Annotated in this window: 22 protein-coding genes; 14 read left to right on the top strand and 8 right to left on the bottom strand. The window is 59.0% G+C overall.

What is annotated here, in order from left to right:
* Positions 1-1095, top strand: coding sequence for a fimbrial protein (locus GJV78_RS04335; protein WP_155107174.1), 1095 nt, complete (start codon positions 1-3; stop codon positions 1093-1095).
* Positions 1096-1253: 158 nt separating this feature from the next.
* Here GJV78_RS04335 and GJV78_RS04330 read toward each other — a convergent pair whose 3' ends face one another.
* Complete coding sequence (locus tag GJV78_RS04330; protein WP_155107173.1) at positions 1254-1616, bottom strand: YibL family ribosome-associated protein; 363 nt, start codon at positions 1614-1616, stop codon at positions 1254-1256.
* Between the two features lie 341 nt (positions 1617-1957).
* Here GJV78_RS04330 and GJV78_RS04325 point away from each other — a divergent pair, with 341 nt between their 5' ends.
* The 4 genes from GJV78_RS04325 (at position 1958) to yiaY (ending at position 7224) form a co-directional block, all read left to right on the top strand.
* The gene (locus tag GJV78_RS04325; RefSeq protein WP_155107172.1) at positions 1958-2575 is read left to right on the top strand and encodes a glutathione S-transferase; all 618 of its coding nucleotides are present in this window, start codon (positions 1958-1960) and stop codon (positions 2573-2575) included.
* A gap of 78 nt (positions 2576-2653) precedes the next feature.
* A complete protein-coding gene (gene selA / locus GJV78_RS04320; RefSeq protein WP_155107171.1) occupies positions 2654-4045 on the top strand; it encodes an L-seryl-tRNA(Sec) selenium transferase in 1392 nt (463 codons plus the stop codon).
* Positions 4042-5889, top strand: coding sequence for a selenocysteine-specific translation elongation factor (selB, locus tag GJV78_RS04315; protein WP_155107170.1), 1848 nt, complete (start codon positions 4042-4044; stop codon positions 5887-5889). The genes selA and selB overlap by 4 nt, the downstream gene beginning before the upstream one ends.
* A 183-nt stretch (positions 5890-6072) precedes the next feature.
* The gene (gene yiaY / locus GJV78_RS04310; RefSeq protein WP_155107169.1) at positions 6073-7224 is read left to right on the top strand and encodes an L-threonine dehydrogenase; all 1152 of its coding nucleotides are present in this window, start codon (positions 6073-6075) and stop codon (positions 7222-7224) included.
* Between the two features lie 40 nt (positions 7225-7264).
* Here yiaY and GJV78_RS04305 read toward each other — a convergent pair whose 3' ends face one another.
* Positions 7265-7711 (bottom strand): VOC family protein, encoded by a 447-nt coding sequence (locus GJV78_RS04305; RefSeq protein ID WP_155107168.1) that lies wholly within the window; start codon positions 7709-7711, stop codon positions 7265-7267.
* A gap of 308 nt (positions 7712-8019) precedes the next feature.
* Between GJV78_RS04305 and exaC the strand changes: the two genes are divergently transcribed.
* The 3 genes from exaC to GJV78_RS04290 all read left to right on the top strand — a co-directional run bounded on the left by exaC (position 8020) and on the right by GJV78_RS04290 (position 11347).
* Positions 8020-9558, top strand: a complete 1539-nt coding sequence (gene exaC / locus GJV78_RS04300; protein ID WP_155107167.1) for an acetaldehyde dehydrogenase ExaC — start codon at positions 8020-8022, stop codon at positions 9556-9558.
* 382 nt (positions 9559-9940) lie between these two features.
* The gene (locus tag GJV78_RS04295; RefSeq protein WP_167519370.1) at positions 9941-10768 is read left to right on the top strand and encodes an IclR family transcriptional regulator; all 828 of its coding nucleotides are present in this window, start codon (positions 9941-9943) and stop codon (positions 10766-10768) included.
* A 105-nt stretch (positions 10769-10873) separates the two neighbouring features.
* The gene (locus tag GJV78_RS04290; RefSeq protein WP_155107166.1) at positions 10874-11347 is read left to right on the top strand and encodes a 4Fe-4S binding protein; all 474 of its coding nucleotides are present in this window, start codon (positions 10874-10876) and stop codon (positions 11345-11347) included.
* Between the two features lie 19 nt (positions 11348-11366).
* Here the strand turns inward: GJV78_RS04290 and avtA are convergent, their stop codons facing one another.
* A complete protein-coding gene (gene avtA, locus GJV78_RS04285) occupies positions 11367-12620 on the bottom strand; it encodes a valine--pyruvate transaminase (protein WP_155107165.1) in 1254 nt (417 codons plus the stop codon).
* A gap of 659 nt (positions 12621-13279) precedes the next feature.
* On the opposite strand from avtA, the gene GJV78_RS04280 reads away from it, so the two are divergent.
* Positions 13280-14104, top strand: coding sequence for a protein bax (locus GJV78_RS04280; RefSeq protein WP_155107164.1), 825 nt, complete (start codon positions 13280-13282; stop codon positions 14102-14104).
* Positions 14105-14184: 80 nt separating this feature from the next.
* Here GJV78_RS04280 and xylR read toward each other — a convergent pair whose 3' ends face one another.
* A complete protein-coding gene (gene xylR / locus GJV78_RS04275; RefSeq protein ID WP_155107163.1) occupies positions 14185-15363 on the bottom strand; it encodes a D-xylose utilization transcriptional activator XylR in 1179 nt (392 codons plus the stop codon).
* 308 nt (positions 15364-15671) lie between these two features.
* Between xylR and xylA the strand changes: the two genes are divergently transcribed.
* The 3 genes from xylA to yiaA all read left to right on the top strand — a co-directional run bounded on the left by xylA (position 15672) and on the right by yiaA (position 19335).
* The gene (xylA, locus tag GJV78_RS04270) at positions 15672-16994 is read left to right on the top strand and encodes a xylose isomerase (RefSeq protein WP_155107162.1); all 1323 of its coding nucleotides are present in this window, start codon (positions 15672-15674) and stop codon (positions 16992-16994) included.
* Between the two features lie 71 nt (positions 16995-17065).
* Positions 17066-18520 carry a xylulokinase gene (xylB, locus tag GJV78_RS04265; protein ID WP_155107161.1) on the top strand — a complete coding sequence of 485 codons (1455 nt, stop codon included), beginning with the start codon at positions 17066-17068 and terminating at the stop codon, positions 18518-18520.
* A 371-nt stretch (positions 18521-18891) separates the two neighbouring features.
* Positions 18892-19335: an inner membrane protein YiaA gene (gene yiaA, locus GJV78_RS04260; RefSeq protein ID WP_155107160.1), complete on the top strand. Its 444-nt coding sequence runs from the start codon at positions 18892-18894 to the stop codon at positions 19333-19335.
* A gap of 268 nt (positions 19336-19603) precedes the next feature.
* Here yiaA and GJV78_RS04255 read toward each other — a convergent pair whose 3' ends face one another.
* Positions 19604-20599, bottom strand: coding sequence for an acyltransferase (locus GJV78_RS04255; RefSeq protein ID WP_155107159.1), 996 nt, complete (start codon positions 20597-20599; stop codon positions 19604-19606).
* A 369-nt stretch (positions 20600-20968) separates the two neighbouring features.
* Here GJV78_RS04255 and glyQ point away from each other — a divergent pair, with 369 nt between their 5' ends.
* On the top strand, positions 20969-21880 hold the full coding sequence (glyQ, locus tag GJV78_RS04250; RefSeq protein ID WP_155107158.1) for a glycine--tRNA ligase subunit alpha: 912 nt from the start codon (positions 20969-20971) through the stop codon (positions 21878-21880).
* 9 nt (positions 21881-21889) lie between these two features.
* Positions 21890-23959 carry a glycine--tRNA ligase subunit beta gene (gene glyS, locus GJV78_RS04245; RefSeq protein ID WP_155107157.1) on the top strand — a complete coding sequence of 690 codons (2070 nt, stop codon included), beginning with the start codon at positions 21890-21892 and terminating at the stop codon, positions 23957-23959.
* 110 nt (positions 23960-24069) lie between these two features.
* On the opposite strand, the gene cueP is transcribed toward glyS, so the two are convergent.
* The 3 genes from cueP to GJV78_RS04230 form a co-directional block, all read right to left on the bottom strand.
* Positions 24070-24609: a copper-binding periplasmic metallochaperone CueP gene (gene cueP / locus GJV78_RS04240; RefSeq protein WP_155107156.1), complete on the bottom strand. Its 540-nt coding sequence runs from the start codon at positions 24607-24609 to the stop codon at positions 24070-24072.
* 156 nt (positions 24610-24765) lie between these two features.
* Complete coding sequence (gene cspE / locus GJV78_RS04235) at positions 24766-24978, bottom strand: transcription antiterminator/RNA stability regulator CspE (RefSeq protein WP_000014594.1); 213 nt, start codon at positions 24976-24978, stop codon at positions 24766-24768.
* 273 nt (positions 24979-25251) lie between these two features.
* On the bottom strand, positions 25252-25542 hold the full coding sequence (locus GJV78_RS04230) for an HTH-type transcriptional regulator (protein WP_155107155.1): 291 nt from the start codon (positions 25540-25542) through the stop codon (positions 25252-25254).
* Positions 25543-25564: the final 22 nt, after the last annotated feature.

Below are 25564 nucleotides of genomic sequence, written 5' to 3'. Positions count from 1 at the left end.
ATGCGTAACTTATTCAATCGGGTTGTTCAAAGCGGTCTGCTGGCGCTGCTGGGCGTACTGAGCTTTCACGCTCATGCGGAGAGTGCATCCTGCCGGGTTACCCGCGATCAGTGGGTGGTTCAGGTGCCCTATACCTTAGGCTACGCGCCTGGAGCCGCCGACTGGAGCCAGATTACCGCCCCGTTTTTATCCACCGGCGCAGACTTTTTCAGCTGCAGCGGCGGGCGTGACGGCTATCGCAGCCTCGGTTTTATCAGTGCCGACGGCGCGGTCGGCAGCGTGGCGGCGGAGGATGGCTCGACGCGCTACGTTTATAAAACGCAGGTAGACGGCATCGGCTATGCGCTGGGGATACGGGAGCAACAGTACTGCGGCGGCGACGGCCCGCGCTATATCGACGGCAGCAACAGCGTCAATGCGAAAGATTCACGGCGTATCTGTGATTCCACCCGCAACGCTGACTTTGCCAGCGCCTCGCAGTATGCGCTGCAGTTTTATGTAATCTTTTATAAGATCCCCACGTCCCATCCGATGCAGGGCGATAACACCAATACGCAGGAGCAGAACGCCGGTTCGCTGGTGCTTCAGGCCGGCGATACGCCGACCAGCGCGACCAACGTGGCGGCCCCGGTGCAGATCCGCCTGGCCAGCTTCACCGTTCGCCGCAGCAGCTGTCTGGTGGGCACGAAAAGCATTAACGTGCCGATGGGCAGCGTAAATAAGCTTGAATTCCACGGCGTCAACTCCACGGCCGGGGGGGCATCCTTTTCCATTCCGGTCACCTGCGCCCAGAGCACCGCCGTTAAGATCGGCTTTTTTGGCGACACCTCGCCGTCCAATGCCTCGGCGCTGGCCCTGACCCACCAGCCGGACAGCGCCAGCGGCGTGGGGATTCAGCTGCGCTACGGCGGTAATACCGGCGCGTCGCAAGGGCAGGTGGTGCCGTTCAATACGCCGCAGGTTCCGGCGCTGGGCCAGGGGGGCAACGGCGAAACGCAGGTTTACTCGTTTGATGCGCGCTATATTCAGACGGACGAGAAGATAACGGCGGGCAAGGCGGACGCGATGGCGACCTTTAATTTGATCTATAACTAAATCGTTGGTGAGCGTCGCTGGCGGTCATTCAGCTCCGGGTAAGGCGTGTGTTATCGGGTTGGATTGTGCTTCCGGCTCCGCGTCGACGCCACGCCCGGTTAAGTAACAAGCCCGGGCGTGGCGCGAACTCTCCCTGCCAGGGCGGCAGGGGCGGCGGTTCAGAATTCGGTTTTCGAAAAACCCGTCATCTCTTTGAGGCCCATTTCGCGCCCCAGGGCGGTCATCGGATGAACCACCACCAGGCCGCGCACGCTTTTCTTCAGTTTGCCCATATCCGCCTGTTCTTTTTTGGCGATCGCGCGGCGAAACGGCAGGGCCAACAGCTTCTGCGCCTCTTTGCTCAGCTTCTGGCTATGGCGTTCGCGCAGGCGGACGATTTCCGCTTCCAGCGTCGCCTTTTCTTTTTCCAGCTCCGCGTATTTATCGGCGGCTTCCACCAGGGAGAGGCCCGCCTGCTGATGGCGGATGGCGTCGAGACGATCGCTCAGACGTTTAATTTCGTTTTTTTCGATTTCTTTCATGCTATGGCTTCTGACAGAAACGGGGGGATACAGCCCTATAGTATGCGCGCAGCGCGGGTTTCTTCACAGCGAATTGCGTAAAAATAATCAAAAGGGGCGGGCTGAGTAAAGTTATCTGTTTTTTAACACGTTGAAAAAAATCTATTTTTCTGTGAAGTTGCGTGGAGAATCGCTTTTTATCCCCTTCGCCGCAGGTAACCTCTCTTTCCTTAAGGCGTCTGCACCCCTCCCTGGCGCAGCGGGAAGGGCCGTTTGTAAAGGCTCGCCTGCCCCGAAGGCAACCTGCCTTTTATCGTCGCCTGAACCATACTTATCCCTTGGTCGGCAAATAAGGAAAGAGTATGAAACTCATCGGCAACTATACCAGCCCGTTTGTACGCAAGATTTCCATCCTCCTCTTAGAAAAGGGCATCACCTTTGAATTTGTCAACGAGCAGCCCTGGAGTGCGGAAAGCAGTGTGCCGCAGTACAACCCGCTGGGCAAGGTTCCCGCGCTGGTGGACGATAACGGTGACTGCTGGTTCGACTCGCCGGTGATCGCGGGCTATATCGAGCTGCTGGATGTCGCCCCGGCGATGATCCCCCGCGAACCGCGGGCGGCGCTGCGGGTGCGCCAGCTTGAAGCCCTGGCGGACGGCATTATGGAGGCCGGGCTGGTTTCGGTGCGCGAGCAGGCCCGGCCGGCGGCGCAGCAGTCGGAGATGGAGCTGTTGCGCCAGCGGGAGAAGATTAACCGCGGCCTTGACGCGCTGGAGAGCGGCCTGGCGAGCGGCGCAATGGATGGCGAGGCGGTGAATCTGGCAACCATCGCTATCGCCTGCGCCGTAGGTTACCTTAACTTCCGCCACATCGCGCCGGGCTGGTGCGTGGAGCGGCCGAACCTGGTCAGGCTGGCGGAAACGCTCTTCAGCCGCGAAAGCTTTGCCCGCACGGAACCGCCAAAGCCTATGTCCGCCTGAGCGATCTCACGTTACAATCCCCCTCAAAGTCCGATGCCTCTCCGTCGTGGAGAGGATCACCAACAGCCAGGTTTTTTCATGACAACCGAAAAGCGTTCGCTCTACAGCCAGCTTCCCGCTATCGATCGCCTGTTGCGCGATAGCGCCTTTCTTTCTCTGCTCGACGTCTGGGGGCACACCCGCGTCGTCGATCTGCTGCGTCAGATGCTGGAGGAGGCCAGGCAGGCGATCCGTGAATCACAGACGCTGCCCGGGTGGTGCGAAAACTGGGGGCAGGAGGCGCGCGCCAGGCTGGTGGAGGCGGCCCGGGGCGCGCTGCGTCCGGTTATCAACCTGACGGGAACGGTGCTGCACACTAACCTCGGGCGGGCGTTGCAGGCGGAGGAGGCCATCGCTGCGGTGGCCCAGGCGATGCGCTCGCCGGTGACGCTGGAGTATGCGCTGGAAGACGCCGGACGCGGGCATCGCGATCGCGCGCTGGCGGCGCTGCTGTGCCGGCTTACCGGTGCGGAAGACGCCTGCATTGTCAATAACAACGCGGCGGCGGTGCTGCTGATGCTGGCGGCTACCGCCAGCGGCAAAGAGGTGGTCGTTTCGCGGGGCGAGCTGGTGGAGATTGGCGGCGCGTTCCGTATTCCTGACGTCATGCGCCAGGCGGGCTGCGTTCTGCATGAGGTGGGGGCCACCAACCGGACGCACCTGAAAGACTATCGCCAGGCGGTGAATGACAATACCGGCCTGCTGATGAAGGTACACACCAGCAACTACAGCATTGAAGGCTTTACCAGCGCCGTCGACGAGGCCGAACTGGCGGCGCTGGGCCAGGAGCTGGGCGTGCCGGTGGTGTCGGATCTGGGCAGCGGTTCGCTTATCGATCTCAGCCAGTATGGCCTGCCGAAGGAGCCGATGCCGCAGGCGCTTATCGCCGCAGGCGTCAGCCTGGTCAGCTTCTCCGGCGATAAACTGCTGGGCGGGCCGCAGGCGGGAATTATCGTTGGTAAAAAAGCGCTAATCGATCGGCTGCAAAGCCATCCGCTGAAGCGGGCGCTACGGGCGGATAAAATGACCCTTGCGGCGCTGGAGGCGACGCTGCGCCTCTATCTGCACCCGGAGGCGCTGGCTGAGAGGCTGCCGACCCTGCGGCTGCTGGTCCGCGACGAGGCGGAGATTGCCGCCCAGGCCCGGCGGATGCAGGCGGCCCTTACCGGGCGCTACGAGGCGGAATTCGCTATTGACGTGCAGCCCTGCCTGTCGCAGATCGGCAGCGGTTCGCTGCCCGTCGACCGGCTGCCCAGCGCGGCGCTGACTTTTACCCCCCGTGACGGACGCGGCAGTCGTCTGGAGGCGCTGGCCGCCCGTTGGCGCGCGCTGCCCGTGCCGGTGATTGGACGGATTTACGACGGGCGGCTGTGGCTGGATCTGCGCTGCCTTGAGGATGAGAACCGGTTTCTGGAGATGATGTTGAGATGATTATTGCGACCGCCGGACACGTTGACCACGGAAAAACCACGCTGCTGCAGGCGCTGACCGGCGTTAACGCCGACCGCCTGCCGGAAGAGAAAAAGCGCGGTATGACCATTGATTTGGGCTATGCCTACTGGCCGCAGCCGGACGGTCGCGTGCTGGGCTTTATCGACGTGCCCGGTCATGAAAAGTTTCTTTCCAACATGCTGGCGGGGGTGGGCGGCATCGACCACGCGCTGCTGGTGGTAGCCTGCGACGACGGCGTGATGGCCCAGACCCGCGAGCATCTGGCGATTTTACAGCTGACCGGCAGCCCAACCCTGACGGTGGCGCTGACCAAGGCCGACCGCGTTGACGAGGCGCGGATACAGGAGGTGGAGCGGCAGGTGCGAAGGGAGCTGGCCGGGTACGGGTTTACCGACGCCGGGCTGTTTATCACCGCCGCCAGCGAGGGGCGCGGCGTTGAGGCGTTGCGCGACCATCTGCGACAGCTGCCCGCCCGCGAGCGGGCCGGAAATCAACGCTTTCGCCTGGCCATTGACCGGGCGTTCACCGTGAAGGGGGCCGGGCTGGTGGTGACCGGCACGGCGCTCAGCGGCGAAGTGCGCGTTGGCGATACCCTGTGGCTGACCGGGGTCAATAAGCCGATGCGCGTGCGCGGGCTTCACGCCCAGAACCAGGCGACGGAACGCGCCCAGGCCGGGCAGCGTATCGCCCTTAATATCGTCGGCGATGCGGAAAAAGAGCAGCTTAACCGCGGCGACTGGCTGCTCTCCGCCGCGCCGCCGGAGCCGTTCTCGCGCGTTATCGTCGCCCTGGAAAGCCACATTCCGTTAACCCAGTGGCAGCCGCTGCATATCCACCACGCCGCCAGCCACGTTACCGGGCGCGTGTCGCTGCTGGAAGGCGCTCTGGCGGAGCTGGTTTTTGATGCCCCGCTGTGGCTGGCCGATAACGACCGGCTGGTACTGCGCGATATCTCCGCGCGCGCCACGCTGGCCGGAGCGCGCATCGTCACGCTCAGTCCGCCGCGGCGGGGCAAGCGGAAGCCGGAGTATTTACAGTGGCTGGCGGCGCTCGCCGCCGCGCAGGACGACGGCGAAGCGCTGGCGACGCACCTTGAGCGCGGAGCGGTAAACCTTCCCGACTTCGCCTGGGCGCGGCAGCTCAGCGGCGATGGCCTGCACCAGCTCACCCGCCAGCCGGGATTTATCCAGGCCGGCGACAGCCTGCTGAACGCCCCGGTTGCCGCCCGCTGGCAGCGCAAGATCCTCGACACGCTGGCCACCTATCACCAACAGCATCACGACGAGCCGGGACCGGGGCGCGAGCGGCTGCGCCGCATGGCGCTGCCGATGGAGGATGAGGCGCTGGTGCTGCTGCTGATCGAGCGAATGCGCGAAAGCGGCGATATCCACAGCCATCACGGCTGGCTGCATCTGCCGGAGCATAAGGCGGGCTTCAGCGAGGAGCAGCGGACCATCTGGCAAAAGGTGGAGCCGCTGTTCAAAGGCGAGCCCTGGTGGGTGCGCGATCTGGCGCGGGAGACCGGCGACGATGAGCAGGCCATGCGCCAGACGCTGCGGCAGGCGGCGCAGCAGGGAATGATTACCGCGATCGTCAAGGATCGCTATTATCGCAACGATCGGATCGTCGATTTTGCCAGCATGATCCGCGAACTGGATGGGGAAAGAGGCTCCGCCTGCGCGGCGGACTTCCGCGATCGCCTGGGCGTAGGGCGCAAGCTCGCCATTCAGATCCTCGAATATTTCGATCGGATCGGCTTTACCCGCCGTCGTGGAAACGATCATCTGTTGCGCGATGCGCTATTATTTCCGGCCAAAGAATAATGCGAATTATTTAAATACAGGATCAATTAACGCCACCGCGGCGAAAACAAAAAAGCGCATCAGAATGTGATGCTGGTGTGCTTTTTCTCAGTTTGTTGGTAATAAATAGCCACATCGATCGTGTTTTTCATAAACAATCATTCGTATGCTGTCTCTCCTGTTTGGATAAATAAGGATATGGCAATGGCTGCTTCTACATTTTTCATCCCTTCCGTAAATATTATTGGCGCTGACTCATTAACCGAGGCACTGAATGCCATGGCGGGATATGGCTTCCGCCGCGCCTTAATCGTTACGGACGTCACCCTGTCCCAGCTGGGGATGGCGGGAAATATCCAGAAGGCGCTTAAAGAACATAATATTGACAGCGTTATCTATGATGGCACGCACCCTAATCCAACCACGGAAAATGTCGCGGCGGGCCTGAAGCTGCTGCAGGAAAATAAGTGTGACAGCGTTATTTCCCTCGGCGGCGGTTCTCCCCACGACTGCGCGAAGGGAATTGCGCTGGTGGCGTCCAACGGCGGCGATATTCGTGATTATGAGGGCCTTGATCGCTCCGCAAAGCCGCAGCTGCCGATGATTGCGATTAACACCACGGCGGGCACCGCCTCTGAAATGACCCGCTTCTGTATTATTACCGACGCCGAGCGGCATATTAAAATGGCGATTGTGGATAAACACGTCACCCCGCTGTTCTCGGTCAATGACTCCTCGCTGATGCTTGGTATGCCGAAGTCGCTGACGGCGGCAACCGGCATGGACGCCTTAACCCACGCGATTGAAGCGTACGTTTCCACGGCGGCGACGCCCATTACCGACGCCTGCGCGCTCAAAGCTATCACCATGATTGCCGAAAACCTGCCGGTTGTTGTGGAGGACGGCAGCAACGCCCGCTCCCGTGAGGCGATGGCCTATGCGCAGTTCCTGGCGGGGATGGCGTTTAACAATGCCTCGCTGGGCTATGTACACGCGATGGCGCATCAGCTGGGCGGCTTCTATGACCTGCCCCACGGCGTCTGCAATGCGGTGCTGCTGCCGCACGTTCAGGCGTTTAACAGCCCTGCTGCCTCGGCGCGCCTGCGCGACTGCGCTGCGGCAATGGGGATCGACGTGGCGGAGATGTCCGACATCGAAGGCGCTAACGCCTGCGTTGAGGCGATCCGCGAGCTGGCGCTGCGGGTCAATATTCCGGCGGGGCTGCGCGGTCTCGGCGTGAAAGAGGAGGATATTCCGGTTCTGGCCACCAACGCCCTGAAGGACGTTTGCGGCCTGACCAACCCAATCCAGGCTAGCCACGAAGAGATTATGGCAATCTATCGCGCGGCGATGTGATCTACCACGGCCGGCGGCTGGTGAAGGCGTCGGCCGTTTTTTATTCGACGTCGCGACGCATCCAGGGCGTGATTGTCAGGCCGGTCAGCAGCCCTTCCGGGCTAAGCAGGCGGGTCACCGCCTGCCCCCAGGGTTCTGTGCGGTTGGCAATCAATAAACGATAGCCCTGCTTGACCAGCGCATCGGTCGCCGCCCCGAGATCCCGCACCTCGAATTCAATCCACGCCTGCGGTAGCGGAATATGCTCCGGCCAGCGGGGGGTGTTAAAGCAGGATTCCGCCGCCTGGGCCAGCGGCCACAGAGAGAAATGTTTTGCGCCAGGCAGCCCCTCGCCGTCGGCAGTCAGGTACTCCTCATTGCCCGGCATGGCGCTAAGCGGCAGGCCCAGCAGTTTTTGATAGAAAGCGGCGCTGGCGGCGGTATCGCGCGTAATCGGGCCGAATCCGGCAATAAACAGGATGTCGATAGCGGGGATATCTGGTGGCATGTTCATTCCCTGAAGAAAGTTTCTGGATGACGCCTTGTTGTACAGGGGCGTCGGTGTTTAAACCGTGATCGGGGTCGTAAAGGCGATCGTCGTCTGGCGAAAAAATAGCCAGTGGCGTGTACCCTTCCTGTCGTATGTACCCCACTAGTAAGAGCCGGCCCACCAGGCGTGACTGGCGCAGCCAGTCTGGACAAGGACAGCGCACGGCAACCGGAGCGTACGCGGAGTACGTGAGGATTTCCAGCGCTGCCCGGGTCCGGAATGGCGGGTGAAAGAGTCCTGATGGGCCGCTCTCTAAGGAGACAACAATGACCAATAATACCTCTTCCGTACGCATTCAGCCCGGCGAGTATGGTTTTCCTCTGAAGCTAAAGGCCCGCTACGACAACTTTATCGGCGGTGAATGGGTCGCGCCCGTTAGCGGCGAATACTACCAGAACCTGACGCCGGTAACCGGCCAGCCGCTGTGCGAGGTGGCCTCTTCCGGCAGGGGCGATATCGATCTGGCGCTGGACGCGGCGCATAAGGTCAAAGCGCAGTGGGCGCACACGTCGGTGCAGGAGCGGGCGGCCCTGCTGTTGAAAATTGCCGATCGCATGGAACAAAACCTGGAGCTGCTGGCGGCGGCCGAGACCTGGGATAACGGCAAACCCATTCGCGAAACCCGCGCCGCCGACGTGCCGCTGGCGATCGATCACTTCCGCTATTTCGCCTCCTGTATTCGCGCTCAGGAGGGCGGCATTAGCGAGGTGGACAGTGAAACCGTGGCCTATCACTTCCACGAGCCGCTTGGCGTGGTGGGGCAAATCACCCCGTGGAACTTCCCGCTGCTGATGGCCAGCTGGAAGATGGCCCCGGCGCTGGCGGCGGGCAACTGCGTGGTGCTTAAACCCGCCCGTCTGACGCCTCTCTCCGTCCTGCTGCTGATGGAGATCGTCGGCGATCTGCTGCCGCCGGGCGTGATCAACGTGGTCAACGGCGCGGGAGGCGAGATTGGTGAATATCTGGCGACCTCCCCGCGCATTGCGAAGGTGGCCTTTACCGGCTCGACGGAGGTGGGCCGGCAGATTATGCAGTACGCCACGCAGAATATTATTCCGGTTACCCTCGAGCTGGGCGGTAAATCACCGAACATCTTTTTCGCCGACGTGATGGATGAAGACGATGCTTTCTTCGACAAGGCGCTGGAGGGCTTTGCGCTGTTTGCCTTTAACCAGGGCGAGGTGTGCACCTGCCCAAGCCGGGCGCTGGTGCAGGAGTCCATCTATGAGCGCTTTATGGAGCGGGCGGTTCGCCGGGTGGAGCGTATCCGCAGCGGCAACCCGCTCGACGGTACGACCCAGATGGGGGCGCAGGTCTCGCAGGGCCAGCTGGAAACCATTCTGAACTACATCGATATCGGCAGGAAGGAGGGGGCGGACGTGTTGACCGGCGGTCAGCGTCGGCGGCTGGAGGGCGATCTGAAGGAGGGGTACTACCTTGAGCCGACGATCCTTGCCGGTAACAACAGCATGCGCGTCTTCCAGGAGGAGATTTTTGGGCCGGTGCTGGCGGTGACCACCTTTAAAACGATGGAGGAGGCGCTGGAAATAGCCAACGACACCCAGTACGGCCTTGGTGCCGGAGTCTGGAGCCGCAACGGCAGCGTGGCTTACAAAATGGGCCGCGGTATCCAGGCGGGGCGCGTCTGGACCAACTGTTATCACGCCTATCCGGCCCACGCCGCGTTTGGCGGCTACAAGCAGTCGGGTATCGGTCGCGAAACCCATAAAATGATGCTGGAGCACTATCAGCAGACCAAGTGCCTGCTGGTCAGCTATTCCGACAAACCGCTGGGGCTGTTTTAACGAATAATCCTGCCGGGCCGGAGCGTCCGGCAGGATGGCCGGAAGGGGCAAACGTCCGTTTGTCTCTTTTACCCCGTCGGCGTCACACTCATGAATAAAACAGGCGGCGTCTGCAGAAGCGTTGTCTGTCATTGATACTGACCCCCCATCGGCAGGCCTGGCGCTCAAACTTCCTCTCTGGCGACGCCCGTATCAGCGTTCGTAAGACGCCGCCCCGGGCGTTCAGCTCCGTTGATTATTGATTAAAGGCCGCGCCTGCGCTTTAGCGATGGCGTTGATTAAATTTTTTGAAAATCAACTGGTTGAGGTTTTAGTTTAGATCGTGAACTAAAATACACTTTACGCTACCATCAGAGCGTGATGAATATGAAGGGCGAGGCCGATGGACAATAACGCGAGCAACGTAATGCAGGAAAAAGAGAGACCGGCGGGGAGCCAGAGCCTGTTTCGCGGGCTGCTGCTGATTGAGATCCTCAGCAACTATCCGAACGGCTGTCCGCTGGCGCATCTGTCGACGCTGGCGGGGCTGAATAAAAGCACCGTCCACCGGCTGCTGCAGGGGCTGCACTCCTGCGGCTACGTTACGCCCGCGCCCGCCGCCGGCAGCTATCGCCTGACCACCAAATTTGTCGCCGTGGGACAAAAAGTGCTGTCGTCCCTGAATATTATTCACGTTGCCGCGCCGCACCTTGAGGCGCTGAATATTGCCACCGGGGAAACCATTAACTTTTCCAGCCGTGAGGATGACCACGCCATTCTGATTTATAAGCTGGAGCCGACCACCGGTATGCTGCGCACTCGCGCCTACATCGGTCAGCATATGCCGCTGTACTCTTCGGCGATGGGCAAAATCTATATGGCATTCGGCCACCCGGACTACGTGAAAACCTACTGGGAGAACCACCGGGAGCAGCTCCTGCCGCTGACCTGCAACACCATTACCGAGCTTCCGGCAATGTATGACGAGCTGGCGCAGATTCGCGAAAGCAGGGTGGCGATGGATCGCGAAGAGAATGAGCTGGGGGTCTCCTGCATTGCGGCACCGGTCTTTGATATTCATGGTCGGGTGAGCTACGCCGTCTCTATCTCGCTCTCCACCTCCCGGCTTGGGCAGATCGGCGAAAACAATCTGATCGAACCGCTACGTGAAACCGCGCTGGCGATTTCCAGTGAGTTGGGCTTTATCGAATCCGATCGGGCAATTTCCTGAATAATAACGGACATTTGACAAAATTTAAGCGTTTCCCTTGTTCGATCAAGGCAACGGCGCTTTTTTTTCTGGCACTCTGAGGTTTTACGGCAGGTGGAGCAATCAATGAACCGGTTTATCATGGCGGATGCGGCGAAGTGTATCGGCTGTCGGACCTGCGAAGTGGCGTGCGTGGTCTCGCATCAGGAAAATCAGGACTGCGCGGCGGTATCGTCAGGCGAGTTTGCTTCACGTATTCGGGTTATTAAGGACAGCACCTTTACCACGGCGGTATCCTGCCGCCAGTGCGAAGACGCCTCCTGCGCCAGGGTCTGCCCAACCCAGGCCATTCGCCGGGAACGTGGGCATCTCTATGTGGAACAGGAGCGCTGCATCGGCTGCAAGAGCTGCGTGCTGGCCTGTCCGTTTGGCGCGATGAACGTGGTGGCGCGGGCCTCGCAGATTCGGGCGTTGAAATGCGACCTCTGCTGGCATCGGGCAGCCGGCCCGGCCTGCGTGGAGGCCTGCCCGACCCGGGCGCTACGCTGCGTTGACGCGGAGCAGGAGCAGCGCCAGCGGCTCTACGCGCAGCCGCTTTAAGGGCGCTTTCCGGCGAATATCACGCGGATTCGGACCACGCCCGCTCAACCTCTTCCGCCAGAATTTTCACTCCGGCCTCGATTTTTTCCGGCTCCGGCACATAGTTCATCCTCATGCACTGATGGGTATGCGGCCAGGGCTTATCCAGCCCGGGGAAGAAGAAGTGGCCCGGCACCATCAGCACTCCCCGCGCTTTCAGCCGCTGATACAGCAGCTCGGTGGAGATAGGCAGATCTTTAAACCACAGCCAGAGAAAAATAGCCCCTTCTGGCTTGTGAATAAGGCAGCGCTGCGCCGGCAAATAGCGGCGGATAATCGCGATAGTCTGCTGCACGCGCTGATAATAAAAGGGCTTAATCACCGTATCCGCCAGGCGCAGCAGGTCGTTACGCTTAATCATCTCGCACATCATCGCCGGGCCAATTCCGCCGGGCGCGAGGCTGATAATGCCGTTCATATTGGCGATTGCGGTGATGACTTTTTCGTTGGCGATAATAATGCCGCAGCGGGAGCCGGGCAGCCCCAGCTTGGAAAGGCTCATGCACAGCACAATATTCGGATTCCACAGCGGGCGCGCGTCGCTGAAGATAATTCCCGGAAACGGCACGCCGTAGGCGTTGTCAATGACCAGCGGGATACCGTGCTGACTGGCCAGCGCGTCGAGCTTTATCAGCTCTTCGTCGGTAATGACGTTACCCGTCGGGTTGGTCGGGCGCGACACGCAGATCATCCCCGTCTCTTCGCCGATATGCAGGTGCTCAAAATCGACGTGGTACTTGAACTGCCCTTCCGGCAACAGCTCAATATTCGGCCGGGTGGAGGCGAACAGATCGTCTTCCAGCCCGGAATCCGCATAGCCGATGTATTCCGGTGCCAGCGGGAACAGCACTTTTTTCGTTGACCCGTCGGCGCGGCGTCCGGCGAAGAGGTTAAATAAGTAGAAAAATGCGCTCTGGCTGCCGTTTGTTAGCGCAATATTCTGTGGCCCCAGATCCCATCCCAGCGTTTTACGCAGCAGCGCGGCGAGGGCCTCCAGCAGCTCGGTTTTACCCTGCGGGCCGTCGTAGTTGCACAGGGCGTCGGTCGCCTGGCCGTTTTTAAGCATCTCCGCCAACAGGCCGTGGAAGTAGTCCTGCATCGCCGGGATTTGTGCCGGATTGCCGCCGCCGAGCATGATAACGCCCGGGGTGCGCAAGCCGTCGTTAAGATCCTCCATCAGGCGCGTAATGCCTGAATGGCGGGTAAATTTGTCGCCAAAAAGTGAAAATGTCATAGCCGCCGGTCTGTCTAACGCTGTATCAGAGGGGATAACCATAACGCGGCGTCCGGCGGGGTGCAAATCTGGCGCGAAGGGGGTGATTGCTGTTTTGTGTTGAAAATTTACGTTACCCTGGAATTTTGTCCTGATAAAGCATCCGGCCTTCCCGCTGCGCCAGAGATCCGTTGCCCTCCCGGCGTCCGCCTGAGCCTCCTGCCACGCGCAGGGAGAGCGGCTCCGGCAAGATGGCCGCCCTGATAAAACCGGCGGGCGTCGCGCGAGGCGCTCAGGATGCGAAAGGTCTGCCAGACAGGTTTGCGCGTCGCGTCAACGGCGCGTCGACCCTAACCCGCGAATTCTGCAGGGAAATACTATTCAGGGTATAAATTACAGGTGACGTAGAGCCTATCCCATTAGGACTATTTCACTTGCCATTTTGGACCTGGGCAGTGCTCGAAATCCTCACGTACTGCGTGTACGCTCCGGTTTCTGTGCGCTGTCCGTGTCCAAACTGGCTGCGCCAATAACGCCTAATGGGATAGGCTCGTAGTTTCGGAAATAGACTATTTCTTAAGGTGCTTATAGCGGCTATTTTTGCTATCATTTGTGACCCGGTTCGCAATTTTTCTGCAAAAATAAGGTGTTGGAATGTTTATATCCGACCAGGAGACCTGATGATATTGACGCCCATTCGACGATATGGGGCAGTGATTCTGATGTTGCTCACCGTGGTTTTTTCCGGTGAGGCGCTGGCAAAAACGCACACGGCGACAGCGGATCATCCATCCCATTTATTAAAGACAGGTAATAAGCAGGTAAGCAGTAAAAAAGAGTATTCTCGCAATAGTGCAAAGAGTCGTTCACTTCCTGATTTGCGAAAATACCCTTCCGGAACCCCAAGGAAAAAAGCGTTTCTCCGGACCGTCATGCCTTATATTACCAGCCTGAATGCGGAAATTACCGCCGAGCGCAACTGGCTGATTGAAAAACAGTATCAGAACCGCTGGTCGCCCTCCGAGCTTGCACGTATACACGACATCGCGAAGCGCTATAAGGTATCGTGGTCCGGCAATACGCGCAGGATCCCGTGGAACACGCTGCTGGAGCGCGTGGACATCATCCCCACCAGCATGGTGGCGACGATGGCGGCGGCCGAGAGCGGCTGGGGCACCTCTAAGCTGGCGCGCAGTAATAACAATCTCTTTGGTATGAAGTGCACGAAGGGGCGCTGCGTCAACGCGCCGGGCAAGGTGAAAGGCTACTCGCAGTTTGCCTCGGTGAAAGAATCGGTAAGCGCCTACGTTGCCAACCTGAACACGCATCCGGCTTACGCCTCGTTCCGCAAATCCCGCGCCCAGCTGCGCAAGGCGGATCGGGAAATCACCGCCACGGCGATGATCCATAAGCTGAAGGGCTATTCGACCCGGGGGCAGAGCTACAATAACTATCTTTTCGCGATGTATCAGAATAACCAGCGTCTGATCGCCGCCCACATGTAATACCTCTGCCGCCTCCTTCGCGGGGCGCGCATTTCGCTTAGGCGGCAGAACGCCGCCGCTCCCCGCACCTTTGCCAGCGGTTACAGCCGCGCCTCGCTGTTTCCGATACGGTACGCTTTCGGCGTGGCGGCGTACGCTTTCCTGAACACGGAGTAGAAATATTGTAGCGAGGGATAGCCGCACATTTGCGAAATTTCGCCGATCGGCAGGGTGGTGGAAACCAGCAGGCTGCGCGCTTTTTCAAGCTTTTCCGCATGGATAACCGCATGGATGGTTTCGCCCACCTCCTCCCTGAAGCGCTTCTCCAGGTTAGTGCGGGAGATCCCCACCGCGTCCAGCACCTGTTCAACCTTAATGCCCTTGCAGGCGTGGTTACGGATAAAGTGCATCGCCTGTATTACCGCCGGATCGGTCAGCGAGCGGTAGTCCGTTGAGCGGCGCGCCACCACGCGCACCGGAGGCACCAGTATACGCTGCAGCGGCATCGCTTCGTTATCCAGCAGGCGGTGCAGCAGCTTGGCCGCCTGATAGCCCATCTGCCGCGCGCCCTGGGCAACGGATGACAGAGCGACCCGCGACAGATAGCGGGTCAGCTCCTCGTTATCAATGCCGATCACGCACAGCTTTTCGGGGACCGGAATGTGCAGGTGTTCGCAAACCTGCAGGATGTGCCGTGCGCGGGCGTCGGTGACCGCGATAATGCCGGTCTGGGGCGGCAGCGTCTGGAGCCAGTCCGCCAGCCGGTTCTGCGCGTGCTGCCAGTTTTCCGGTGCCGTCTCCAGCCCCTGGAACACCACGCCGCGATACTTCTCTTCCGCCACCAGCTGGCGAAACGCATACTCACGCTCGGTCGCCCAGCGCTTGCCGCTGGAAGCGGGTAGCCCATAAAAGGCGAAGCGGTTGATCCCTTTTTCCTTCAGATGCAGAAATGCGCTTTCCACCAGCGCAAAGTTATCGGTGGCGATATAGTGCACCTGCGGATAATGTTCTTCACGATGGTAGGAGCCGCCGACGCCGACAATGGGGACACCGACGTCGAACAATAATTGTTCAATTTCTTCATCGTCGTAATCAGCAATAACACCGTCGCCCAGCCACGCTTTGATATTATCAATGCGGGCGCGAAAATCTTCCTCAATAAATATATCCCATTCCGATTGTGAAGCCTGTAGATATTCGCCGACGCCCTCCACAACCTGGCGGTCATAAGCTTTATTAGCGTTAAATAACAGCGTGATACGGTGACGTTTCTCAACCATAGAAGCGATCCTGTAATGATTAGACCGGAGTTCCTGACGCCTGAGCGCAGACTACAGGCAATTCAGTGTGGACAGATTATGAAAGCAATTGTCATTCTTTATTTGTCTGTTATGGTTTTTTGTTTAGCATTTTCCGGCGCGAATTGCGCCTTTTATTTTACCGTTTTCAGGCTGCTTTTTGGGAGCCAGCGCACGTTTGGGTATTCTCTCAACGTCGGTGTGAAATAACATAATTGAGCAATATAACGGGAGCTTCCACTATTAAGTCAGCGCAGTTATCACCGTATTAGCCGATTATGGAGCGTACTATGCAGGCTTATTTTGACCAACTCGATCGCGTTCGCTATGAAGGCAGCCAGTCCACAAATCCGTTAGCATTCCGCCACTACAACCCGGACGAGCTGGTGCTGGGCAAGCGTATGGAAGATCACCTGCGCTTTGCCGCCTGCTACTGGCACACCTTCTGCTGGAACGGCGCGGATATGTTTGGCGTCGGGGCCTTCGATCGTCCCTGGCAGCAGCCGGGCGAAGCCCTGGAACGGGCAAAGCGCAAGGCAGACGTGGCGTTTGAATTTTTCCACAAGCTAAACGTGCCGTTCTACTGCTTCCATGACGTCGACGTCTCTCCGGAAGGCGCGTCTCTGAAGGAGTATAAAAACAACTTTGCGCAGATGGTCGACGTGTTGGCCGCGAAGCAGGAGCAGAGCGGCGTCAGGCTGCTGTGGGGAACGGCAAACTGCTTTACCAACCCGCGCTACGGTGCCGGTGCCGCCACTAACCCGGACCCGGAAGTCTTCAGCTGGGCGGCCACCCAGGTAGTCACCGCTATGGACGCCACCTATAAGCTGGGCGGCGAAAACTACGTGCTGTGGGGCGGCCGCGAAGGTTATGAAACTCTGCTGAATACCGATCTGCGCCAGGAGCGCGAGCAGATCGGCCGCTTTATGCAGATGGTCGTTGAGCACAAGCATAAAATCGGTTTTCAGGGTACTTTGCTGATCGAACCGAAGCCCCAGGAGCCGACCAAACATCAGTACGACTACGATGCGGCGACGGTGTACGGCTTCCTCAAACAGTTCGGCCTGGAAAAAGAGATTAAGCTGAACATCGAGGCCAACCACGCCACCCTGGCGGGCCACTCCTTCCATCATGAAATCGCCACCGCCATTGCGCTGGGCCTGTTCGGCTCGGTCGATGCCAACCGCGGCGACGCGCAGCTGGGCTGGGATACCGACCAGTTCCCCAACAGCGTGGAAGAGAACGCGCTGGTGATGTATGAAATCCTTAAGGCGGGCGGCTTCACCACCGGCGGCCTGAACTTTGACGCCAAGGTGCGCCGTCAGAGCACCGATAAGTACGATCTGTTCTACGGCCATATCGGCGCGATGGACACCATGGCGCTGGCGCTGAAAATTGCCGCCCGGATGGTGGAAGAGGGCGAGCTGGATAAGCGCGTGGCGAAGCGCTATGCCGGCTGGAACGGCGAGCTGGGTCAGCAGATCCTCAAAGGGCAGTTATCCCTGAGCGAGCTGGCGCAGTATGCTGAACAGCATAACTTTGCGCCGGCGCATCAAAGCGGACATCAGGAGCTGCTGGAAAACCTGGTAAATCGTTACCTGTTCGATAAATAACCGGCAGCGAACAACGTTCACAGGCCCGGTAAGCGCTACGCCACCGGGCATTTTTGTAAGGAGCCATCGCGATGTATATCGGGATAGATCTTGGCACCTCCGGGGTGAAGGCCATTCTGCTTAGCGAAGAGGGGGAGGTGCTGGCCTCGCAGACGGAAAAGCTGACCGTCTCGCGCCCGCACCCGCTCTGGTCGGAACAGGATCCGGAGCAGTGGTGGCTGGCGACGGATCGGGCCGTTAAAGGGCTGGGAAGCCAGCATTCGCTGGGTGAAGTTAACGCTATCGGCATCGCCGGGCAGATGCACGGTGCCACGCTGCTTGACGCCCGCCAGCAGGTGCTGCGCCCGGCTATTTTATGGAACGACGGGCGCTGCGCCGAAGAGTGCGCCCTGCTGGAGCAGCGGGTGCCGCACTCCCGGGCGGTGACCGGCAATCTGATGATGCCCGGCTTCACCGCGCCGAAGCTGCTGTGGGTGCAGCGCCATGAGCCGGAGATTTTCCGCCAGGTCGCGAAGGTGCTGCTGCCAAAAGATTTTCTGCGCCTGCGCATGACCGGAGCGTTCGCCAGCGACATGTCGGACGCCGCGGGGACCCTGTGGCTGGACGTGGAAAAGCGCGACTGGAGTGAGGTCATGCTGAGCGCCTGCGGGCTGACCCGTGACCAGATGCCCGCGTTGTTTGAGGGCTGCGAGGTGACCGGCACCCTGCTGCCGGCGGTGGCGAAGGCGTGGAATATGCCCGCCGTCGCGGTAGTGGCCGGCGGCGGTGATAACGCGGCCGGGGCGGTGGGCGTAGGGATGGCCAACGCCGGCCAGGCGATGCTCTCCCTCGGCACCTCCGGGGTCTATTTTGCCGTCAGCGAGGGCTTTCTCAGCAGGCCGGAAAGCGCGGTGCACAGCTTTTGTCACGCCCTGCCGGAGCGCTGGCATCTGATGTCGGTAATGCTCAGCGCGGCGTCCTGCCTCGACTGGACGGCAAAGCTGACCGGGCTGGGGACGGTTGTGGCGCTGATTGACGCGGCGCAGCGGGCGGATGAACGCGCTGCGCCGATCTGGTTTTTGCCCTATCTCTCCGGCGAGCGTACCCCGCACAACAACCCGCAGGCCAAGGGCGTCTTTTTCGGCCTGACCCACCAGCACGGCCCGGCGGAGCTGGCGCGCGCGGTGCTGGAAGGCGTCGGCTATGCGCTGGCGGACGGCATGGATGTGGTGCACGCCTGCGGCGTCAGGCCCCAGAGCATAACCCTGATTGGCGGCGGCGCGCGCAGCGCATGGTGGCGGCAGATGCTGGCGGATATCAGCGGACAGCGGCTGGACTATCGGACCGGCGGCGACGTCGGGCCTGCGCTGGGGGCCGCGCGGCTGGCGCAGATCGCCATGAATGCCGACCGGCCGCTGGCCGACTTCCTGCCGCAGCCGCCGCTGGAGCAGATGCACGTTCCGGACGAGCAGCGCCATGCCCTGTACCAGGCGCGCCGTGAAACCTTCCGCCGTCTCTATCAGCAGCTGCTGCCTCTGATGGCGTAACGCGGTACTCTCCCCCGCCCGGCGGGGGAGGTTTATTAAATTTATATCAACTGAAAATATATAATCCTTGCATTTATTCGTGTAGGGAATGTTTTTAATTGCGATTGTTTTGACCTTTTTTATCGGTGCGCTTTATTTTCGCAATACCGAACTTTTCTTATCGGCTGCGCCTGCCGGAGTACTATCCGACGCCATCTTTCCTTCGCGGGTCGGAGGTGGCTTAGCGCCTGGCCGCGGACAACCACAATGAAAGCTGGAACTGAAATAATTTTTTAATCTATTATTTTGCATGATAGTCTAACCGCAACAGGGCTAAACTTTCGGCGCGTTATGGTGATTACGCCGTTTTCTCAATGGAAAAGGAAAATTATATGGATAGTAAAAGTTCAACCTACTCACCGGCATTTAGTATTGTTTCATGGATCGCGCTGGTTGGTGGTATTGGGACTTATCTGCTGGGGCTGTGGAATGCCGAAATGCAGTTAAATGAAAAGGGATACTACTTTGCTGTTTTAGTGCTGGGGCTTTTTTCTTCCGCGTCATATCAAAAGACGGTGCGGGACAAATATGAAGGCATCCCAACCACTCCCATTTATTACATCACCTGTCTTGCCGCTTTTATTATCTCCGTCGCACTGCTGATTGTCGGCTTATGGAATGCCACCCTCCTGCTAAGTGAAAAAGGATTTTACGGGCTGGCCTTCTTCTTAAGCCTGTTTGGCACGGTAGCCGTACAGAAAAATATTCGCGATGGCGGCATTGAGCGGACAAAAGAGCCTGCGGAGGTTGCGAACGCTGAAGATCTGCCTGAATAAGCCGAAAAGCCCGGCATATACCCTAAATAATTCGGGTTGCAGGACAAAACGCAGCGCGTTTTGAACAGCCGCAGGCTGTCTCTCATTAATCCCCTGGAGCTTACTGGAGTAAGTGACCGGGGTGAGCGACAAATCTGCCCGGAGCAGATTTGAACGCCGCGCAGCGGCGGCCCGTCAGGGCGAGTCTCATGGATGAGACGAGTAACCCGAAGCCAACGCACATGCAACCTGAAGTATGACGGGCATAAGCTGCCGGGCGTCGTCCCTCTCAGCTGACCAGCCCGCGCCTGTCAATGCGCCGTAACATTATCGAAAGCAGCAAGCTTATTATGAGCGTGATGCTGAATATCCAGGCGATATCCAGAGCAGGCCACGCCTTAATATCGAAACCGTGCGTGCGCAGGGCGTGAATAATCAGCGCATGAAAGCCATAAATACCCAGCGAGTGGCGGGAAATAACGCCCAGCCCCGGGACCACGCGGTCGCTGAGGCTATTTTTTACCAGCGTCAGCAGCGAAACGGCGCAGATAAACACCAGCGGGCCGCAGTAGAGATACCAGGTGTCGGCGAAATTGCCGCGCCAGAGCAGCTCGTGGCGGGTGCCCCAGGCAATTCCTCCCACCGCAAAAACCAACAGCGCGGCGCTGAGCCAGGTCAGCGTGCTTTTTCGGGTTTCCATAATGCCAAGCGCCCGGCCGAGCATACCGTACAGGAGGTAATAGAAGGTATCGCCGTTAATATATAAATTTACCGGTAGCCACGTCACGTCGTCGATTTTTTGCGTGAGGGTGTTCGGGTTGGCAACGATGCCAAGGATGACCGTCAGCGCCAGCAGCATTTTGCCGCTGACGTTTTTTACCTGAATCAGCGGCGATACGAGGTAGATAACGGCGATGGCGAAGAAAAACCACAGGTGATAGAACACCGGCCTGTGCAGCAGGTTCTGCAGGGCCAGCTTTGCGCTAATGGGAGTAAACAGCGCGATGTAGGCCAGCGCGACGGCGCTGTAGAACAGCAGGCAGAGCGCAATGCGCAGAAAATGACGCGGCCGCGCGCCGCGCTCGCCGAAAAACAGGTAGCCGGAAATCATAAAGAACAGCGGCACGCTGACGCGGGAGGCCGAGTTCAGCACGTTAGCCAGCTCCCAGCTGAGCGGGCTGATGCTCCGGGCGTTGGTGATATACCAGGCGGTGGTATGAATCATCACCACCATAAGACAGGCGATCCCTCGCAGATTATCAATCCACAAAATTTTTGGCTGCATTGGTTCCTCAGACGCCATAGTAAACAGGGGTCGCCCGACGCTGCGCCAGGTTCCGCCATTCAGGTAAACCCGTGGCGATACGCAGCTTCGCTCCTCGTACGGACAATAATAGGGAGATTAACGGTTTTTTCCCGTGTTGCCTGCCGCAGATCGTAAAAGGGCGCTATCGGTTTGGCGCGATAATATCGACGTACGGCGGGGTAATCTCATCGTAAAGGGCGTTTTGTCTGCGCTTTCGGCGCGGATGGCCAGTTTTTACCCCTTTCCATACGCAAAAACCCGCTTTTTCCCGTTATATACTGTATATCTTGCAGCCAGCGGGTATACTGAACCCTTCCTTAAATCCACACGTATCCAGCACGAAATATTATGCAAAAGTTTGATACCAGGACCTTCCAGGGCCTGATCCTGACCTTACAGGATTACTGGGCTCGCCAGGGCTGCACCATCGTACAACCATTAGATATGGAGGTCGGTGCGGGCACCTCTCATCCGATGACCTGTCTGCGCGCCCTCGGGCCGGAGCCAATGGCTACCGCCTACGTTCAGCCCTCCCGTCGTCCTACCGACGGCCGCTACGGCGAAAACCCGAACCGCCTGCAGCACTACTATCAGTTCCAGGTGGTGATTAAACCTTCTCCGGACAATATTCAGGAGCTGTACCTGGGTTCATTAAAAGAGCTGGGTATGGACCCGACCATCCACGATATCCGTTTTGTGGAAGACAACTGGGAAAACCCGACGCTGGGTGCCTGGGGCCTCGGCTGGGAAGTATGGCTGAACGGGATGGAAGTCACCCAGTTTACCTATTTCCAGCAGGTTGGCGGCCTGGAGTGTAAGCCGGTTACCGGTGAAATCACCTACGGGCTGGAGCGCCTGGCGATGTATATTCAGGGCGTGGACAGCGTATACGACCTGGTCTGGAGCGACGGCCCGCTTGGGAAAACCACCTACGGCGACGTGTTTCATCAGAATGAGGTGGAGCAGTCCACCTACAACTTTGAATACGCCGACGTCGACTTCCTGTTCACCTGCTTCGGGCAGTACGAAAAAGAGGCGCAGCAGCTGCTGGCGCTGGAAAACCCGCTGCCGCTGCCCGCCTACGAGCGTATTCTGAAGGCCGCGCACAGCTTTAACCTGCTGGACGCGCGTAAAGCCATCTCCGTTACCGAGCGTCAGCGCTATATTCTGCGCATTCGCACCCTGACCAAAGCCGTGGCGGAAGCCTATTATGCTTCCCGCGAAGCCCTTGGCTTCCCGATGTGCAATAAAGAGAAATAAGAGGCGGCCATGTCTGAAAAAACTTTTCTGGTGGAAATTGGCACTGAAGAGCTGCCACCAAAAGCCCTGCGCAGCCTGGCGGAGTCCTTCGCTGCGAACGTTACCGCGGAGCTGGATAGCGCCGGCCTCGCCCACGGCAACGTTGAGTGGTTCGCCGCGCCGCGCCGCCTGGCGCTGAAGATTGCGGCGCTTGCCGACTCGCAGCCCGATCGCGAAGTCGAAAAGCGCGGTCCGGCCATCGCTCAGGCGTTTGACGCTGAGGGCAAGCCGAGCAAGGCGGCCGAAGGCTGGGCGCGGGGCTGCGGTATCAGCGTGGAACAGGCCGAGCGCCTGACCACTGACAAGGGCGAGTGGCTGCTCTACCGCGCCCACGTCAAAGGCGAAAGCGCTGAAGCGCTGCTGCCGGAGATGATCGCCACCGCCCTGGCGAAGCTGCCGATCCCGAAACTGATGCGCTGGGGGAACTCTGACGTCCACTTCGTGCGTCCGGTGCACACCGTAACCCTGCTGCTGGGTGACAAAGTCATTCCGGCAACCATTCTGGGTATTCAGTCCGATCGTGTAATTCGCGGCCACCGCTTTATGGGCGAGCCGGAGTTCACCATCGATAATGCCGACCAGTACCCGCAGATCCTGCTGGAGCGCGGCAAGGTGATCGCCGACTACGAAGCGCGGAAGGCGAAAATCAAGGCCGATGCCGAAGCGGCGGCGCGTAAAATTGGCGGCAACGCCGATCTGAGCGAAAGCCTGCTGGAAGAGGTGGCCTCGCTGGTCGAATGGCCGGTGGTGCTGACGGCGAAGTTCGAGGAGAAGTTCCTCGCGGTGCCGTCCGAAGCGCTGGTGTACACCATGAAGGGCGACCAGAAGTATTTCCCGGTTTACGATGACGCGGGCCGGCTGCTGCCGAACTTCATCTTCGTCGCCAACATCGAATCGAAAGATCCACAGCAGATCGTCGCCGGTAACGAAAAGGTGGTGCGCCCGCGCCTGGCGGACGCCGAGTTCTTCTTTAACACTGACCGCAAAAAGCGACTTGAAGATCATCTGCCGCGCCTGCAGAGCGTGCTGTTCCAGCAGCAGCTGGGCACGCTGCGCGACAAAACCGACCGTATTCAGGGGCTGGCGGGCTGGATTGCCGGGCAGATCGGCGCTGACGTGAATCACGCCACCCGGGCAGGTCTGCTCTCCAAGTGCGACCTGATGACCAACATGGTCTTCGAGTTTACCGACACCCAGGGCGTGATGGGAATGCACTACGCGCGCCACGACGGCGAAGCGGAAGACGTGGCGGTGGCGCTCAACGAGCAGTATCAGCCACGCTTTGCCGGTGATGACCTGCCGTCTAACCCGGTAGCCTGCGCGGTTGCGATTGCCGATAAGATGGACACCCTGGCGGGCATCTTTGGTATCGGCCAGCATCCGAAAGGCGATAAAGATCCGTTTGCCCTGCGCCGCGCCGCGCTCGGGGTGCTGCGCATTATCGTTGAGAAGAACCTCAATCTGGATCTGCAGACCCTCACCGAAGAGGCGGTGCGTCTGTACGGCGACAAGCTGACCAACAGCAACGTAGTTGATGATGTTATCGACTTTATGCTCGGCCGCTTCCGCGCCTGGTATCAGGACGAAGGCTACACCGTGGACACCATTCAGGCGGTGCTGGCGCGTCGTCCGACCCGTCCGGCGGACTTCGATGCCCGGATGAAGGCGGTATCGCACTTCCGCACCCTGGAAGAGGCTGCCGCGCTGGCGGCGGCGAACAAGCGCGTCTCCAACATCCTGGCGAAATCCAGCGAAACGCTGAACGATATCGTTCACGCCTCGGTGCTGAAAGAGGCCGCTGAGATCAAGCTGGCGGGCAATCTGGTGGTGCTGCGCGACAAGCTGCAGCCCTACTTTGCCGAAGGCCGCTACCAGGATGCGCTGATTGAGCTGGCGTCCCTGCGTGAGCCGGTGGATGAGTTCTTCGAGAACGTGATGGTTAACGCTGAAGACCAGAGCGTGCGGGTGAACCGTCTGACCCTGCTCTCTAAACTGCGCGAGCTGTTCCTGCAGGTGGCGGATATTTCGCTGCTGCAGTAACCCGCCGCTGCGGCTGAAAAACCTGCCTTCGGGCAGGTTTTTTTATGGCTAATGGAAGCCGCGTCCGCAGGCGCGGCTTTCCATCGTTATTCTACTTTCGCGCATCCGGCCTACAGCAGCTGCAGCCCGGTCAGGCAGGTCTGGCTGTCATCCCGGGTTTCTATCGGCAACACGGCCTTCCTGCCGTTGTAGCGCACCTCGACCGCGCCTTCCATATTGCGCGGTAGCCACAGGCCGATAAAACCATTCTGATAGCTTGTCATCGCTTTCTGCAGGACGACCTGCCCCTTGCTGTCGGTGACCTTAACGTCAAAGGTGGCGTTCGGCATCTCTCCCTGGCAGCCGGAAAGGCTGTGGTTAAAACAGGGGTGCGTCTGATGCTGGTAAGGGGCAATGGAGAGGTAGAACTTATCGCCCAGCGGCAGGGTATAGGCGCGCTCTCCGTCCGAGAGCTTCAGCCCGGTGCCGGTAACGGAGGCGGAATAGGCCAGCGGGCGGGGCTGCGGCGTCTGGTCAATGGCGTCGATAATCTGCTCAACGGATTTCCCGGCAAGCCCGTGCTCCGCCAGAAAGGCGGACTCCGGCGCTGCGGCGAAGGCGTTGCCGCCGATCGCCAGCCCCAGAAGTAGCGGCAATGAAAATTTTGGCATAGCTGCAATTCCATATGAAAAAAAGGGGGATAACGATAAAGCTTACCCTAAGGGGAGAGTCAAAGCGGGGGTGGGTAAAGTAATGCAAAGACAAAAAAAACATAAAAAAATCCCCGCCGAACGGCAGGGATGTCTTATTCTGAGCTTTTTTAGAGCTTACAGGCTGGTTACGTTGCCAGCTGCCGGGCCTTTGGCACCGCTTTCGATGGTGAAGGACACTTTCTGACCTTCGTCCAGAGATTTGTAGCCATCGTTCTGGATAGCAGAGAAGTGTACGAACACGTCTTTAGAGCCATCGTCAGGAGTAATGAAGCCGAAGCCTTTGTCAGCGTTGAACCATTTTACGATACCAGTCATTTTACCGGACATAGTGTATTACCTTTAAAAAATAAGTGTGCCTTTCGGCGTATTGGCGTGCTTTACAGATTTTTTAAGCGTTAAGGAAATGCTCACTACGAGGGTATCAACGATAACTCTTGAAGGGACTGCCTTACTAAACTGCTTTAATGGTCTGTACGTCAAACCGTTGATACGCATTAACTCATGTAACGCCAGGTGATGCAACTTTTATTTTACTTTTTTCCTTTTCTGAGGGCGGAGAACGGTCCTGCGACAGGACCGTCCGGGTATAAATGTAAAAACTTAATCCATCAGTTGTTTGCTTAATGCCGGATTCGCCTGGAGCAGGCGCATTAGCTTCAGCTCAGTGCTGGAGGGCTTCACGCGCCTGGACTCCCACTCCTGAACCGTCGAAACTGTCACGCCCATCACGCGGGCAAAATCGGCGGTTCTCAGCCCTGTACCTCGGCGTAGCTGTTCAAACTCGGTGAAGGCGTTAGGCTTAAGCGTCAGGGTAGCTCTGGGCGTTTCATCTTTAAAAACAATTTTTTCCAGGCTGCTCAGCAGCTCAAACATCGGATCTTTATATTCCATTGAGAACTCCTGTACATCACAC

The organism is Intestinirhabdus alba (assembly GCF_009711095.1).
In the GTDB taxonomy this organism is placed as follows: Bacteria; Pseudomonadota; Gammaproteobacteria; order Enterobacterales; family Enterobacteriaceae; genus Intestinirhabdus; species Intestinirhabdus alba.
Note: the sequence above shows the minus strand (reverse complement) of the source record. Positions and strands in the feature narration are given on the sequence as shown.